At 69.5% G+C, this 15,373-nt stretch carries 10 protein-coding genes; 4 read left to right on the forward strand and 6 right to left on the reverse strand.

Annotated elements, in window-relative coordinates; all coding sequences use genetic code 11:
• Window positions 1-112 precede the first annotated feature (112 nt).
• The 6 genes from FV233_RS00705 to FV233_RS00730 all read right to left on the reverse strand — a co-directional run bounded on the left by FV233_RS00705 (window position 113) and on the right by FV233_RS00730 (window position 7,326).
• Window positions 113-1,717, reverse strand: a complete 1,605-nt coding sequence (locus tag FV233_RS00705) for a sulfite reductase subunit alpha (protein ID WP_147896336.1) — start codon at window positions 1,715-1,717, stop codon at window positions 113-115.
• Window positions 1,714-3,525, reverse strand: a complete 1,812-nt coding sequence (locus FV233_RS00710) for a NirA family protein (RefSeq protein ID WP_147856327.1) — start codon at window positions 3,523-3,525, stop codon at window positions 1,714-1,716. The genes FV233_RS00705 and FV233_RS00710 overlap by 4 nt, the downstream gene beginning before the upstream one ends.
• Window positions 3,526-3,626: 101 nt before the next feature.
• Window positions 3,627-4,895: an FAD-dependent oxidoreductase gene (locus FV233_RS00715; protein WP_147896337.1), complete on the reverse strand. Its 1,269-nt coding sequence runs from the start codon at window positions 4,893-4,895 to the stop codon at window positions 3,627-3,629.
• A gap of 525 nt (window positions 4,896-5,420) precedes the next feature.
• A complete protein-coding gene (locus tag FV233_RS00720; RefSeq protein ID WP_187278025.1) occupies window positions 5,421-5,633 on the reverse strand; it encodes a hypothetical protein in 213 nt (70 codons plus the stop codon).
• 95 nt (window positions 5,634-5,728) lie between these two features.
• The gene (locus tag FV233_RS00725; RefSeq protein WP_147896338.1) at window positions 5,729-6,742 is read right to left on the reverse strand and encodes a CmpA/NrtA family ABC transporter substrate-binding protein; all 1,014 of its coding nucleotides are present in this window, start codon (window positions 6,740-6,742) and stop codon (window positions 5,729-5,731) included.
• Window positions 6,739-7,326 (reverse strand): ANTAR domain-containing protein, encoded by a 588-nt coding sequence (locus FV233_RS00730; RefSeq protein ID WP_147854501.1) that lies wholly within the window; start codon window positions 7,324-7,326, stop codon window positions 6,739-6,741. Before FV233_RS00730 ends, FV233_RS00725 begins: the two co-directional genes overlap by 4 nt.
• Before the next feature lie 235 nt (window positions 7,327-7,561).
• On the opposite strand from FV233_RS00730, the gene FV233_RS00735 reads away from it, so the two are divergent.
• The 4 genes from FV233_RS00735 to FV233_RS00750 all read left to right on the forward strand — a co-directional run bounded on the left by FV233_RS00735 (window position 7,562) and on the right by FV233_RS00750 (window position 15,280).
• The gene (locus FV233_RS00735) at window positions 7,562-8,095 is read left to right on the forward strand and encodes a hypothetical protein (protein WP_147854504.1); all 534 of its coding nucleotides are present in this window, start codon (window positions 7,562-7,564) and stop codon (window positions 8,093-8,095) included.
• Window positions 8,096-8,234: 139 nt separating this feature from the next.
• Entirely contained in the window at window positions 8,235-10,124 is a 1,890-nt protein-coding gene (locus FV233_RS00740; protein ID WP_147896339.1) for a glycoside hydrolase family 15 protein, read from the forward strand.
• Window positions 10,121-12,196, forward strand: a complete 2,076-nt coding sequence (gene tkt / locus FV233_RS00745; protein WP_147854499.1) for a transketolase — start codon at window positions 10,121-10,123, stop codon at window positions 12,194-12,196. The genes FV233_RS00740 and tkt overlap by 4 nt, the downstream gene beginning before the upstream one ends.
• 237 nt (window positions 12,197-12,433) lie before the next feature.
• Entirely contained in the window at window positions 12,434-15,280 is a 2,847-nt protein-coding gene (locus tag FV233_RS00750; protein ID WP_147896340.1) for a bifunctional transaldolase/phosoglucose isomerase, read from the forward strand.
• Window positions 15,281-15,373: the final 93 nt, after the last annotated feature.

The raw sequence follows: 15,373 nt of genomic DNA on the forward strand, positions 1-15,373 counted from the left end.
CCAGAGAGACCTGACCCCTCACCCCAACCCTCTCCCGCACGGGAGAGGGGGCGCGTCGCGCTCCGCATGGAACGCGGTGTGACCCCCGTGGCCCGCATGGAGAGGGCGCGGCTCAGTACACGTCGGCCTGGTAGCGGCCGGTCTTCTTGAGGGCGGCGAGATAGGCGACCGCATCCTCGGGGCTCTTGCCGCCATGGCTGGCCGCCACGTCGATGATCGCCCGCTCCACGTCCTTGGCCATGCGCTTGGCATCGCCGCAGACGTAGAAATGTGCGCCGCCTTCAAGCCACTTCCACAGGTCGGCGCCGTTCTCGCGCATCCGGTCCTGGACGTAGGTCTTCTCGTTGCCGTCCCGGGACCAGGCGAGCGACAGGCGGTTGAGCACCTTGTCGTCCTTCAGTGCGTTGAGCTCGTCCTTGTAGAAGAAGTCCGTGGCCTGGCGCTGGTGGCCGTAGAACAGCCAGTTGCGGCCGGGGGCGTTCGTGGCGGCGCGCTCGCGTAGGAACGACCGGAACGGCGCGATGCCGGTGCCGGGGCCGCACATGATCACGTCCTTGGTGAGATCCGCCGGCAGGGCGAAGCCGTGGGCCTTCTGGAGGTAGATCTTCACCTTGGTCTGCTCGGGCAGGCGCTCGCCGAGATGGGTCGAGGCCACGCCGAGCCGCAGCCGGGAGCGGTGGTTGTAGCGCACCGCGTCGACGGTCAGAGACACGATCCCGGTATCCATCTTGGGCGAGGACGAGATCGAGTAGAGCCGCGGCTGCAACTCGTCGAGGGCCTCCAGAAAAACCTCCGCGTCGGGCCGGGCGCCAGGGAATTTGTGCAGGGCGCCGAGCACGTCGAGATAGGCGGCGTCACCGTCCGGGTCTTCTCCGGACGCCAGGGCCTGCGCCTTCTTGCGGGCCGCGCCGGAGGTGAGCAGCGACAGCAGTTGGTAGAGGTTGTCCGGCGCGGCGCCGAGTGCGTAGTCCTTGAGCAGGTGGTCGCGCAGGGTCTGGGTCCCGATCATCCGCTCGGGCCGGGCGCCGAGTTCAGCGATCACCGCGTCCACCAAAGCCGGGGCGTTGGCCGGGAACAGGCCGAGCGAATCCCCGGCCTCGTAGGTGATCGGCGTGCCGTCCAGTCCGATCTCGATGTGCCAGGTCTCCTTCTCGCCGCCCGGCTCGTTGAGGCGGCGGCGGGACAGGAACAGGGCCTCGACCGGGTTCTCACGGCAGAAGCCTTGGGGACCGAGATCGGCTGCCGGCTTGGGCGCGTCGCCCTCGGACGTCGGGGCCGCGGGCGCGCCACCGGCGGCGACGAACTCTTCCTCCAGCTTCTTGAGCATGCGCAGGGTCTCCTTGCCGCCGGGCTGGCAAAGATTCAGGCGCTCCTCGTTCTTCAGGAAGATCGCGTTGGCGTAGTCGGCGCAGTTGTAGCCGCACTGGCCGCAATCCTGCTGGGCCATGGCGGCCATCAGCTTGTGCGGCTCGGGCCGGTCCTTGGCCATCGCCATCCGGTCGCCGATCGGCACGGAGGGGTCGTGCCAGGGCGCGTCGTCGTTGTCGGCCAGCTTCGGGCCGGCGGCGGGCGCGTCGCCGGGAGCGAGGGCGGTGGCTCCCGTCACGGCGGGGCCGAGCAGGGCCGCGAAGTAGCCCGAGAGCCACGAGCGCTGGTCGGCGTCGAAGGGCGCGGTCTCGGGGATCAGGACGAGGGGGGGCGCGACGTGCTGGGTCATGCGGCGGCCTTCAGGGCGGGCTGTTCCTCGGCGGCGTCCCGCAGGGCTTCGGCGCCGGTGCGGGCGGTGAAGGATTGGAAGCTCTCGTCCGGGCTTTCCCGGCGGGCCAGGTAGGTGCGCAGCAGCGCCTCGACCCGGAACGGCGCGTCCTCGGCCTTCACGGCCTTCCAGATCTCGGTGCCGATCTTCGGGTTCTCGGCGAAGCCGCCGCCGACCACGATGTCGTAGCCCTCGACGGTGTCGCCCTCCTCCGAGACGACCACCTTGGCGCCGATCAGCCCGATATCGCCGATGTAGTGCTGGGCGCAGGAATGGTGGCAGCCGGTGAGGTGAACGTTCACCGGCACGTCGAGCTCGGTGACGGTGCGCTCGACATGGTCGGCGATGATCAGCGCGTGGCCCTTGGTGTCGGAGGCGGCGAACTTGCAGCCCCGGGCGCCGGTGCAGGCGACGAGGCCGGAGCGGATGCCGGCCGCCTTGGTGGTCAGGCCGAGTTCGAGGATACGGCTCTCGACCTCGGACACCTTCGCATCCGGAATCCCTGAAAAAATAAAGTTCTGCCAGACGGTGAGGCGGATCTGGCCGTCGCCGCAGTCGCGGGCGATCTCGGCCAGCGCCCGGACCTGGTCGCTGGTCATCTTGCCTACCGGCAGGACGACACCGATCCAGTTGAGGCCGGGCTGCTTCTGGGCGTGGACGCCGACATGGGCGAACCGGTCGGTGGGCCGGCGCGGCGCCACATGGGCGGGATCGACCCGGTCGAGCTTGCGGCCCAGCTTGTCCTCGACGGCGGCGATGTACTTGTCGAAGCCCCAGGCGTCGAGGACGTACTTCATCCGGCTCTTGTTGCGGTTGGTCCGGTCGCCGTTCTCGATGAACACCCGGATGATCGCGTCCGCGACCGCGTTGCAATCCTCGGGCTTCAGGACGATGCCGGTGTCGCGGGCGAGGTCCCGATGGCCGGAGATGCCGCCGAGCACGAGGCGCATGTAGACGCCCGCGGCCACCGCGGCGCCGTCCAGAACCTCGATCGCCTGGAAGCCGATATCGTTGGTCTCCTCCAGGGTCGGCATCACGCCGCCGCCGTCGAAGGCAACGTTGAACTTGCGTGGCAGGCCGTAGAGCGAGCGGTCGTTGATGATCCAGTTGTTCCAGGATTTCGCCAGCGGGCGGGTATCCAGCAACTCCTGGCTGTCGATGCCGGCGGTGGACGAGCCGGTGACGTTGCGGATGTTGTCGGCCCCCGAGCCGCGGGCGGTGAGGCCGATATCCACGAGCCCGTCCAGGAACGGCTGGGCGTGCTCGGGGCCGATCTCGCGCACCTGCAGGTTGGCGCGCGTCGTCACGTGGACGTAGCCGCCGCCGTGCCGGTCGGCGAGGTCGGCGACGCCCGCGAATTGCCAATGGTGCAGGATGCCGTTGGGGATCCGCAGGCGGGCCATGTAGCTGACCTGGTTCGGGGCGACCCAGAACAGGCCGTGGTAGCGCCAGCGGAAATTGTCCTCGGGCTTCGGCTGCTTGCCGGCGGCGGCATCGGCGATCAGGCGGTTATGGCCGTCGAACGGGTTCTCGGCGCGCTTCCACTTCTCCTGCTCGCAGAGCTTGCCGCCATCCTTGACGGTCTTGTCCTGCGCCTTGATGTGGATCGCATCCGGCCCGGTGGGCTCGGCCGGCGCGGCCGGGCCCTGCCCGATCGCCAGGCCGCCGGTCAGGCGGGCCGCGGCGACGCCCGAGGCGAAGCCTTCGAGGTAGCGCTTCTGCTCGGGGTTGAAGCCGTCCGGGGCGGTCTGTGGGGTGGTCTCGGCCATCTGCGCCTCCCTGGATCGCTCGCCGCCGAAGTGGATGCCGGTTAGGCGTAAGCGAGCGTGTAAAATCAAAGGCTTAGTTCCCCTGCCGATCGGCCGGGGAACTAAGCAGCCAGTTGCTCGGGCGCCGGGCGCCCGAACATCAGATCATCGAGGTTCTCGACCGGATCGCCGGAGCGGATCAGGCCCTTACAGGCGCCCTGCTCGGCGATGTCGCCCACGAACACGGCACCGATCAGCCGGCCGTCCCGCACCAGCAGCTTGCGGTAGAGCCCGGCGCCGGGATCGGACAGGACGATCGCCTCGGCATCCTCGGGGGTGTCCACCAGGCCGGCGGAGAAGACCGGCAGCCCGGAGACCTTGAGGCTGGTGGCGAGCGACGTGCCGGCATAGGCGGCGCTCTGGCCGGCGAGGTGGCGGGCCAGGGTGTCGGCCTGCTCGTAGGCCGGCTCGACCAGCCCGTAGATCAGGCCGCGATGCTCGGCGCATTCCCCGAGGGCGAAGACGCGGGAATCCGAGGTGGTCATCCGGTCGTCGACCTTGATCCCGCGGCCGATCTCCAGCCCCGCCCCCTGCGCCAGGGTAACCGAGGGGCGCACCCCCACGGACATCACCACGAGTTCGGCCGGGAGTACGGTCCCGTCGGCCAGGATCAGGCGCTCGACCCGGCCGTCACCCTCGACCCGGGCGGTGTCGGCCTTGAGCAGCACCCGCACGCCGCGGGCCTCCATGGCCCGCTTCACCAGCCCCGCGGCGTGATGGTCGAGCTGGCGCTCCATCAACCGGTCCATGACGTGGAGCAGGGTCGTGTCGACCCCCAGCCGTGCCAGGCCGACCGCGGCCTCCAGCCCGAGCAGGCCGCCGCCGATGACGATCGCCCGGGCGTGCTGCACGGCGGCCTTGCGGATCGCCGCCACGTCGGCGAGGTCGCGGAACGTGATCACTCCGGGGAGGTCCATGCCGTGCTTGGGCAGGCGGATCGGCAGGGACCCCACCGCCAGCACGAGCTTGTCGAAGGGCAGAACGTGGGTCTCTCCCACGATCACCAACCCGTTCTCGCGGTCGATCTGGGTGACCGGGGCGCCGGTGATCAGGCGGATGCCGTGGGCCGCGTACCAGTCGAGGCCGCGGAATTCGCAGGCCGCCTCGTCGACCTCGCCGCCCAGCAGCGAGGAGAGCAGGACCCGGTTGTAGGCGGCTTTCGGCTCGGCGCCGACGCAGGTCACGTCGAAGCGGCCGGGCGACCCTTCGGTCAGGCGCTCGAGGAAGCGGAGCGAGGCCATGCCGTTGCCGACGACGACGAGCCGCTCACGTGGGAGGCTGGTCTCGGCGCGCGTATCGTGTGCGCTGGTATCCATTGGGGATGTCGCCATCTCTCGATCGCGTCGGGGACCTCGATTGCAGGATCGTCGGCGGACCGCCCACGAAAAAGCCGCTGCCGGTTATCCCCCAGGGCAGGCTTGAACCCGCAGGAGAACCGGATCAGCGGCCTCGCTGACGGCGCTGCCCGTCGCCATTGACGGACGCGAGCTATTAAGCAGATCTCATGCCAAGCAGGACCCGCATCGGTAAGGTGTTCTCATGACGCTTGAAATCGCGGCAGCCCATGGGGCCTGGTACACTGGAGCGTAGCGCATCGCACTGCACAAAAAGTGGGCTGGTGGTCGCTTAAACGATCAGCGCTGTGGCAGTGGAACTGGCGTCCGAGCTGTCTTCAAATACGAGCGCAGACGGCAGCAGGATCGCACTGCACCCTCATTGCGAGCACGGCGAAGCAATCGAGGAACCCTATACGCTCGTAGCGCGAGCGACCTCGGACTGCTTCCCTCTACTCGGTGAGATGGAGAAGCAGAAACACGCCAATCGGATCGGATCACATGCCGTGTTCGACTCGGATCTCAGATCAGGGTCGAGAGCATCGCCAGCAGGCCCAGGGTCGGCATAGCGCCGGCCACGAGGACCCAATACCAGGACGGGACACCGCCGGCACGGCGGTTGTCGTTGCTGGCGCGCGGAGCCTTGGCGCCGCGGCGAACATAGCGTCGGAGTTCGATCCGGCTGCGCGGATGCGATGTCGACGATTCGGTATCGAGTTTACGGCATCCGGGCATGGCGAAGCGACAACGGCCGAGACCTGGCAACGTTCCCGATCCGCCGCATCTCGGCAACGGCCGAATGACGAAATGCGCGTGGTGTCTGCTGCCGCTCAGAGCGCCATGGCGGCCCGGTACAGGTCGGACCTGTAGATGGCGGCTGCTTCGGCCTCAGGGTGTCGCCCCGGCGGGATCTGCTGCGCGGCAGCCATCTGTGCCACGAGCCAACGCGCGGCCTCGGGCCGCGGCTCCTGCACGGCCGCGCCCAGGTCGAGACGGCTCGGCATCGGCCGCGTCGCGCCGACCGCGTCCAGCATCGCATCGCCTGCGAAGCCACGGGCCACGAGTTCGACGTCGAGGTCGAGATAGGTCCGGTGCGCCAGGCAATGGATCAGGTCGGTGCGGTTGGCCGGGTCGGCGCACCATAGGCCGGCTCGCGCCACCGCCCGGACGAGGGGCAGCAGCGCGTCGTCGAGCCGGCCCGACACGGCCAGGACCTTCTCGGGGGCGTCCGGTGCGAGGTCGCAACCGAGTGCCGCAATCCGCCCGTGGCCGGCCGCCACCGCGACATCGTTCCAGGGCGCGCCCGCGCAGTAGCCGTCGACCAGGCCGCGGGCCAGGGCCTCGACGCTGTGCTGGGGTGGGACCACGACCGTGCGGAAGGCCGACGGGTCGAGGCCGCCGGCCTCGGCGAACAACCGCAGCTGATAGCTGTGGCAGGAGAACGGATGCACGGTGCCGAGCGTGAGCGGCCGGCCCGCGTCCCGGCGCTCGGCCGCCACCCGGGCGAAGGCCCGGGCCACGTCCGCCAGAGTCTCGCTCGCCGGCTCCATCGCGGCCCAGAGCCCCCGAGACACCGTGATGGCGTTGCCGTTGGCGCTGAGCTGCAGCGGGACCACGAGGTCGGAGGGCGGGCCCGAGAGGGCCAACCGGCTCGCCAGCGCCAGCGGCGCCAGCATGTGGGCGCCGTCGAGATGCCCGAGGGCGAGGCGGTCGCGCAGGGTCGCCCAGGACGGCTCGGCCGAGAGGTCGAGCTCCAAGCCCTCGGAGCGGGCGAAGCCGAATTCGTGCGCCGCGATCAGCGGCGCGGCATCGCAGAGCGGGATGTAGCCGAGCTGGAGCCTCATCCGAGCAGATCCGCCGTGGTGACGATGGCGCGGGCGATGTCGGCGATCTTGCGCTTCTCGTTCATGGCCTTGCGCCGGAGCTGCTTGTAGGCCTCGTCCTCGGTCAGCCCCTTCAGGTTCATCAGGATGCCCTTGGCGCGCTCGATCAGCTTGCGGTCGGCCAGCTCGCCGCGGGCCTCCGACAATTCGCGCTGGAGCCGCGCGAAGGCGTTGAAGCGCAGGATGGCGATATCGAGGATCGACTTGATCCGCTCCGCCCGCAGGCCGTCGACCACGTAGGCCGAGATACCGGCGTCGACCGCCGCCTGCATCATGGTGGTGTCCGAGCGGTCGACGAACATCGCCACCGGCCGCTCGACCTGCCGGGAAACCCCCGACATCTGCTCCAGGATGTCCCGGCTGGGACTCTCCAGGTGGATCACGACCACGTCGGGCTTCAGGGCGGTCACCCGCTCCAGAAGGTCGACGGTATCGGGAATCACCACGATCCGGCCGATACCGGCGGCGCGCAGCCCCTCCTCCAGGATCGCCGCGCGGGCGCGGCTCGGGTCGATCACGGCGACGGTGAGGTTGGATTCGGTCATCGGGGCCCGGTCGGGCGGGACTTCTTGAGAGGGCGACCCGGTTCGGGCGCTCCGGCCAAGCAAGGCGTATGCCCCGCAGCTGTCGCCAGCGTTACCGCCGCGCAAAGAAACGGTCCAGCTTCCGCCGCAATGCTGGGGGCATTCTTGCGTCGTCGGAACTAGGGCGGGGGTGGTGAAACGGATGCGCAGGCCAGACCCGCTTGCCCTGACGGACGCCGCCACCGGGCGCGTTTCGATGCCGTTCCTGCCGACGTTGGTCGTGGTGGGAATTCTGGGTGTCGCTTCCCTCTATTGTCCGTCGTCGCAGTTGACGCCGCCGTCGGAGGCCCGCGCCGAGGTCGTTGCGCCCGAGGCTCCGTCGCCCACCGCCTTCTTCAAAGCCGCGCCGGTGTCCGTTTCGGTCCGCCGCCCGGCTGCCGTGGCCTTCGCCGAAGTCTATCCCCTGGCCCCGACGCAGCCGGCCCGGCCTGTGCTCGCGGCCCGGGCGACGTCGCATATCGCGATCGCGGGCCGCCATGTCTGCCCCGGGCGCCGCTGCCCGGAGACGCCTCAGCACGTGACCGATCCGCTGGCCGCCGGCCGTGCCGAGGCCGCGGAGTCGGACGAGGCCGATCTGCTGCCCCCCGCCGCTCTGCCCTTCGCCGCCTCGGTGGTCGAACGGCTGACCCCCGCCGCCCGGGTCGTCGGCGATGCGGCGAACCTGATGCGCGACGGCGCGGCCGCCGTACAGGGATCCGTCGCCCTGGTGGTGGCCGACTGCCTGCGCTGACGCGCACGAAACGCCGGCCGTACCGCACGGCATTCCACTCGGCTCGCCACGCCACCGCCTCTGGACCTCGCAACCGGGCGTCCTAGGTGCGTTGCAGCGGATGGCCGGGGCTCCCCGGCCGCGCGGGAGCCGGGGCCGTATGGCTGCACGCATCGAGGATTATGCGCTCGTCGGGGATTGCCGCAGCGCCGCGCTGATCAGCCGGCAGGGCAGCGTCGACTGGCTGTGCTGGCCGCGCTTCGACGCCGCCGCCCTGTTCACCAGCCTGCTCGGGACGGAGGCCCACGGCTTCTGGAAGATCTTTCCCGAGGCCGAGCATGTCGAGACCAGCTGGGCCTACCGTCCGGGAAGTTTGGTTCTGGAGACCCGGCACAAGACCCGGCTGGGTGAGGTCTTGGTGACCGATTTCATGCCGGCTGGGGACGGCGCCCACCTGGTGCGCCTGGTCGAGTGCGTGCATGGGCGCGTCGCCATGCGTATGGAGATGGCGGTGCGATTCGACTACGGCTCCGCGGTGCCGTGGGTCTCGCGCTCGGAACTGGGCGACCTGCGCGCCGTCTCCGGTCCCCACAAGGTCGTGCTGCGGACGGACGTCCACCTCAAGGGATCGGACGCGCAGACGACGGTGTCCGAGTTCACCGTCCATGCCGGCGAGCGGTGCCGCTTCGTCCTGAGCTACGGCGCCTCGCACGAGGACGACCCACATCCGATCGAGCCGCTGAAGACCCTCGAGGCCACCGACCAGGCCTGGCGCGAATGGTCGAGCCGCTGCGCCGGCGGCACCGCCTGGGACCGGATGCTGCAGCGCTCGCTTCTGACCCTGAAGGCGCTGATCTACGAGCCCACCGGCGGCATCGTCGCCGCGCCGACCGCGTCCCTGCCCGAGGGGCTCGGCGGCGAGCGCAACTGGGATTACCGATTCTGCTGGCTGCGCGACTCGACGCTGACGCTGATCGCGTTGATGGACGCCGGCTATATCGACGAGGCGCGCGATTGGCTCGCCTGGCTGCTGCGGGCGGTGGCCGGCAACCCGGAGCAGGCGCATATCCTGTACGGCATCGGCGGCGAGCGCCTGCTGCCGGAGATCGAACTCGACTGGCTGCCCGGCTACGAGAACTCCAAGCCCGTGCGGATCGGCAACGCCGCGGCCTCGCAGTTCCAGATCGACGTCTACGGCGAATTGTTCGACGCGCTCTATCAGGCCCATGCCCGGGGCCTGCCGATCAGCAAGGATGGCTTGCGGGTCGGGCTGGCGATCCTCGGCCATCTCGAGAACGCTTGGCGCAGGCCCGACGAGGGCATCTGGGAAGTGCGCGGCGGCCGGCGCCACTTCACCCACTCGAAGGTGATGGCCTGGGTCGCCTTCGACCGGGCCCTGCGCATGCACGCGATGCACGAATCGGGCGCCACCGAGGAGCAGGCCGGGCGCTGGCGCGCGGTCCGCGACGAGATCCATGCCGAGGTCTGCGCGCAGGGCTTCGACCCGGAGCTCAACAGCTTCGTCCAGTCCTACGGGTCGAAGGCGTTGGACGCGAGCCTGCTGCTGATCGCCCATACCGGCTTCCTGCCGCAGGACGATCCCCGGGTGGTCGGCACCGTCGCGGCGATCGGCGAGGGGCTGATGCGGGACGGCTTCATCCTCCGCTACGAGACCCAGGGGCAGACCACCGACGGCCTGTCCGGCAACGAGGGGGCGTTCCTGCCCTGCACATTCTGGTATGCCGACAACCTGATCGGCCTCGGCCGGCGGGACGAGGCGCGGACGATCATCGAGCGCCTGATCGGGATCTGCACCGATCTCGGCCTCGTCAGCGAGGAATACGACGTGCATGCCAAGCGCCTTGTGGGTAACTTCCCCCAGGCATTCACCCATGTGGCGCTCGTCAACACGCTGCTCAGCTATACGCGCGGCGAAGGGCCGGCGGATCGGCAGGGTGGTAAGGCCAACGGAGCCCCTCCCGCCGTCCTGCGGCAGCGTGAAGCCGACAAGCGGCACGCAAGAGGCGAACTGGAAGACGCGACATCATGAGCGGCGCTGATACTCCCGCCAAGGCGGCCCTCGCTGAGATCGATACGCTCAGCATCAACACCATCCGGACGCTCGCGATCGACGCGGTGCAAAAGGCGAATTCCGGCCATGCGGGCGCGCCGATGGGCCTCGCCCCGGTCGCCTACACGCTGTGGAACCGCTACCTCCGCTACGACCCCGCACATCCCCACTGGCCGAACCGCGACCGCTTCGTGCTGTCCTGCGGCCATGCCTCGATGCTGCTCTACGCCCTGTTGCACCTCGCCAACGTCGCCGAGAGCGACGGCGGCAACGCGCCGGCCGTGACGCTGGACGAGATCAAGAAGTTCCGGCAGCTCGACAGCCGCACCCCGGGGCACCCGGAGTACCATTTCACCACCGGCGTCGAGACCACCACCGGGCCCCTCGGCCAGGGTGTAGCCAACTCGGTCGGCATGGCGATCGGCGGCCGCTTCCTCGGCCAGCACCTCAACCGGCCGAACCTGCCGCTGTTCGACTACAACGTCTACGCTATCTGCTCGGACGGCGACCTGATGGAGGGCGTCGCCTCGGAGGCCGCCTCTCTCGCCGGCCACCTGCGGCTGGCCAACCTCTGCTGGATCTACGACGACAACACCGTCACCATTGAGGGCCACACGGAACTCGCCTTCGGTGAAGAGGTCGCCACCCGGTTCCTGGCCTATGGCTGGCAAGTCCTGCGGGTCGCCGACGCTAACGACGTCCACGCGATCGCCGGCTCGATCGAGACGTTCCTGGCCACCAACGATCGGCCGACCCTGATCGTCGTCAAGTCGGTGATCGGCTACGGCGCCCCGAAGAAGCAGGGCACCTCGAAGGCGCACTCGGACGCGCTCGGCGAGGAGGAGGTCAAGGGCGCGAAGCGGGCCTACGGCTGGCCGGAGGACGCGCAGTTCCTGGTGCCGGATGGCGTGCACGAGAACTTCCGAGACGGCATCGGCAAGCGCGGTGCCGCCCTCTACGATGCTTGGCAGGATCTGCTGTCCAAGGCCCGGGAGGCCGATGCCGACCACGCCGAGGACCTCGACGCCCTGCTGGAAGGCCGCCTGCCCGACGGCTGGGACAAGGACATCCCGGTGTTCGAGCCCGATGCGAAGGGCCTGGCCACCCGCGAATCCTCCGGCAAGGTGCTCAACGCGATCGCGCAGCACGTGCCGTTCCTGCTCGGCGGCTCGGCCGACCTGGCGCCGTCCAACAAGTCGAACCTGACCTTCGAGGGCGCCGGCTCGTTCGGACCGTTCACGCCCGGCGGCCGCAACCTGCATTTCGGCGTGCGCGAGCACGCCATGGGCTCGATCGTGAACGGCCTCGGGCTTTCCGGCCTGAGAGCCTACGGTGCGACCTTCCTGGTGTTTGCCGACTACATGCGGCCGCCGGTCCGGCTCGCTTCCCTGATGGAGCTGCCGATCTTCCACATCTTCACCCATGATTCGATCGGTGTGGGAGAGGACGGGCCGACGCACCAGCCGGTCGAGCAGCTGCTTTCGCTGCGTTGCATCCCGGGCCTCGTCACCCTGCGCCCGGCCGACGCGAACGAGGTCGCCGAGGCCTACCGGGTCATCTTCTCGCTCAAAGACCAGCCGGCCGTGCTGGCGCTCTCGCGCCAGCCGCTGCCGACGATGGACCGGACCAAGTTCGGCGCGGCCTCCGGCACCGCCAAGGGCGCCTACGTGCTGGCCGACAGCGACGGGACGCCCGACGTGATCCTGATCGGCACCGGGTCAGAGGTGCAGCTCTGCGTCGGCGCCTACGAGACGCTGAAGGCCGAGGGCGTGAAGGCCCGAGTGGTCTCGATGCCGTCCTGGGACCTGTTCGAGCGCCAGGACCAAGTCTACCGGGATTCCGTGCTGCCCCCCGCCGTCAAGGCGCGGGTGACCGTGGAGCAGGGCAGCATCATCGGCTGGGACCGCTACGCCGGAACCGAGGGCACGGTCATCGGCATGGATACGTTCGGCGCCTCGGCTCCGATCAAGGATCTCCAGACCAAGTTCGGCTTTACCCCCGACAAGGTGCTGGAGGCCGCCCGGGCGCAGCTCGCCAAGCACAGGCGGTAAGTAACGGCGGATGCGCGACGGTCCCCTCGCCCCTCTGCGGGGGAGGGTGGCCCCCGAAAGGGGGTCGGGAGAGGGGAGCGACGGTGCAGAATATGGCTTGGCCTTCATGAGGGTCGCGCCTCTTCTGGAAGCCGGGCTCCCCTCTCCCGACCCTCGCTGACGCGAGGGCCACCCTCCCCCGCAAAGGGGGGAGGGAGGGCGCCCGCCGAGTAGCGGTATGCGAGACGAGGAACCGACATGAACGCGCTCAAGGCCCTGCACGACGAACAGGATCAGGCGGTCTGGCTGGACTTCGTGGCCCGCGGCTTCATCCAGAAAGGTGCGCTGAAGCGCCTCGTCGAGGAGGACGGCCTGCGCGGGGTGACGTCCAACCCGTCGATATTCGAGAAGGCGATCGGTCACTCGGACGAGTACGATGCCAGCCTGAAGGCCGTGCAGGAGACCGGCGACAGCCGCGTCATCGACCTCTACGAGGGCTTGGCCATCGCCGACATCCAGGCCGCCGCCGACGTGCTCCGTCCGGTCTACGAGGCGAGCGACGGGGCGGACGGCTACGTCAGCCTCGAAGTCTCGCCCTACCTGGCGCTCGACACCGAGGCGACGCTCACCGAGGCGCGGCGCCTGCACAAGGCGGTCGCCCGCGACAACCTGATGGTGAAGGTGCCCGCCACCCCGGAGGGCATTCCGGCGATCCGGCAGCTTACGGAAGAGGGCATCTCGATCAACGTAACGCTCCTGTTCTCGCAGGAGGCCTACGAAGCGGTGGCCCGCGCCTTCATCGACGGACTCGACGCGCGGGCCAAGGCCGGCCACGACGTGTCGAAGATCGCCAGCGTAGCGAGCTTCTTCATCAGCCGGATCGACGTGCTGGTGGACAAGCTGCTGGACGAGAAGATCGCCCAGGCCAACGACCCCGACGAAAAGACGGCGCTCGCCCAGCTCAAGGGCAAGGTCGCGATCGCCAACGCCAAGCTGGCTTACCAGCGCTACCGGAAGATTTTTGCCGAATCCAAGTGGACGGCCCTGGCCGAGAAGGGCGCCAAGGCGCAGCGGCTGCTCTGGGCCTCCACGGGCGTGAAGAACAAGGCCTATTCCGACGTGCTCTACGTCGAGGAGCTGATCGGCCCGAACACCGTCAACACCATGCCCCCCGCCACCATGGACGCGTTCCGTGACCACGGCACCGTGCGGGCGACGATCGAAGAGGACGTGCCGGGCGCCGAGGCGGTCATGACCCGGCTCGCCCGGGCCGGCATCGACATCGAGAAGGTCGCCGAGCAGCTGGTGAGGGAGGGCGTGCAGCTCTTCATCGACGCCGCCGACGACCTGCTCGGCGCGGTCGCTGGCAAGCGCGCGGCGCTTCTCGGCCAGCGCCTCGACGGCCAGAGCCTCGTGATGGACGACAGCCTCGCCGCGGAGGCGAAGAAGACTGTCGAATCCTGGCGGGCGAGCGGCGCCATCCGCCGGCTCTGGGCCGGGGACGCGACGGTCTGGTCCGGCCACGACGAGGCGAGCTGGCTCGGCTGGCTGCACATCGTCGAGGACGAGCTAGAGAAGGCCGCCGACTACGCCGCCTTCTCGGAGTGGGTGAAGCAGCAGGGCTTCACCGACGCCGTGGTGCTGGGCATGGGCGGCTCCAGCCTCGGCCCCGAGGTGCTGAGCCTCACCTACGGCCAGCGCGAAGGCTTCCCGAAGCTCCAGATCCTCGATTCGACCCACCCGGATCAGGTGCGCGCCCTGGAGGCGAGCATCGATCTTGGGCGGACCCTGTTCATCGTCTCGTCCAAGTCCGGCTCGACGCTGGAGCCGAACGTCTTTCGCGACTACTTCCTAGGGCGGGTGAAGGAGAAGTTGGGCGACCGGGCGGGCGATCACTTCGTCGCCGTGACCGACCCGGGCTCCGACATGGAGCGCGCCGCCAAAGCCGATAACTTCAAGAAAATCTTCTACGGCGTGAAGCAGATCGGCGGGCGGTACTCCGTGCTGTCGGCCTTCGGGCTGGTGCCGGCCGCGGCCCTCGGCCTCGACGTGAAGGCGCTGCTGGAGACGGCCCGGATCATGGTCCGTTCCTGCGGGCCGGTGGTGCCGCCCGCGCAGAATCCGGGCGTGCTGCTCGGTGCCGCGATGGGCGTTGCGGGTCTTGCCGGACGCGACAAGGTCACGATCATCGCCTCGCCGGGAATCGACAGCTTCGGCGCCTGGGCCGAGCAGCTCATCGCCGAGTCGACCGGCAAGCAGGGCAAGGGCCTCGTGCCGGTGGACGGCGAGCCGGCGAGCGTCCCGGCGGTCTATGGCCGCGACCGGTTCTTCATCTACCTGCGCCTCGACGGTCAGGCTCAGGAGGCACAGGACGAGGCCCTGCGCGCCCTGGAGCGCGACGGCCACCCGATCGCCCGGATCACCCTCGATTCGATCGAGCAGCTGCCGCAGGAATTCTACCGCCTGGAGATGGCGACCGCGGTCGCCGGCGCGGTGCTCGGCATCAACCCGTTCGACCAGCCCGATGTCGAGGCCAGCAAGATCGAGACGAAGAAGCTGTTCTCGGAAGCGGAAGCGAACGGCGCCCTCCCCGCCGAGACGCCACTGTTCGAGGACGACGCCGTCGCCCTCTACGCCGACCGGGAGAATGCCGCTTCCCTGCCGCAGGCTACGCAGGGCCTGGAGGCTGCGCTCAAGGCGCAGCTCGCCCGCCTGAAGGACGGCGATTATCTCGGGCTGCTCGCCTACGTCCCGCGGGACGCGAAGGCCGCCGGCATCCTGCAGGAGGCCCGGCTCGCCGTGCGCGACGCCCGGAAGGTCGCGACCTGCCTGGAATTCGGGCCCCGGTTCCTGCACTCGACCGGGCAGGCCTACAAGGGCGGCCCGGATACCGGCGTGTTCCTGCAGATCACCTCGGCCCCCTCCGAGGACCTGCCGATCCCCGGCCGGGCGCTGGGCTTCAGCACCGTGGTGGCCGCGCAGGCGCGGGGCGACTTCGCGGTGCTGGCCGAGCGCGGCCGCCGGGCGCTGCGGGTCCACATCAAGGGCGATCTCGACGCCGGGCTGAAGCGCGTGGCGGCGGCATTGAAGGCGGCCGTGGCTTAGAGAGCGGATGGGTCTGGCCGCCCGTTCCCGGGCGCATGCAGCGTCAGCGAAATGCGACCCGGGGGCCGGCACAAGAGCGCGCGAAACGTCGTG

It is taken from the genome of Methylobacterium sp. WL7 (genome assembly GCF_008040085.1).
In the GTDB taxonomy this organism is placed as follows: Bacteria; Pseudomonadota; Alphaproteobacteria; order Rhizobiales; family Beijerinckiaceae; genus Methylobacterium; species Methylobacterium mesophilicum.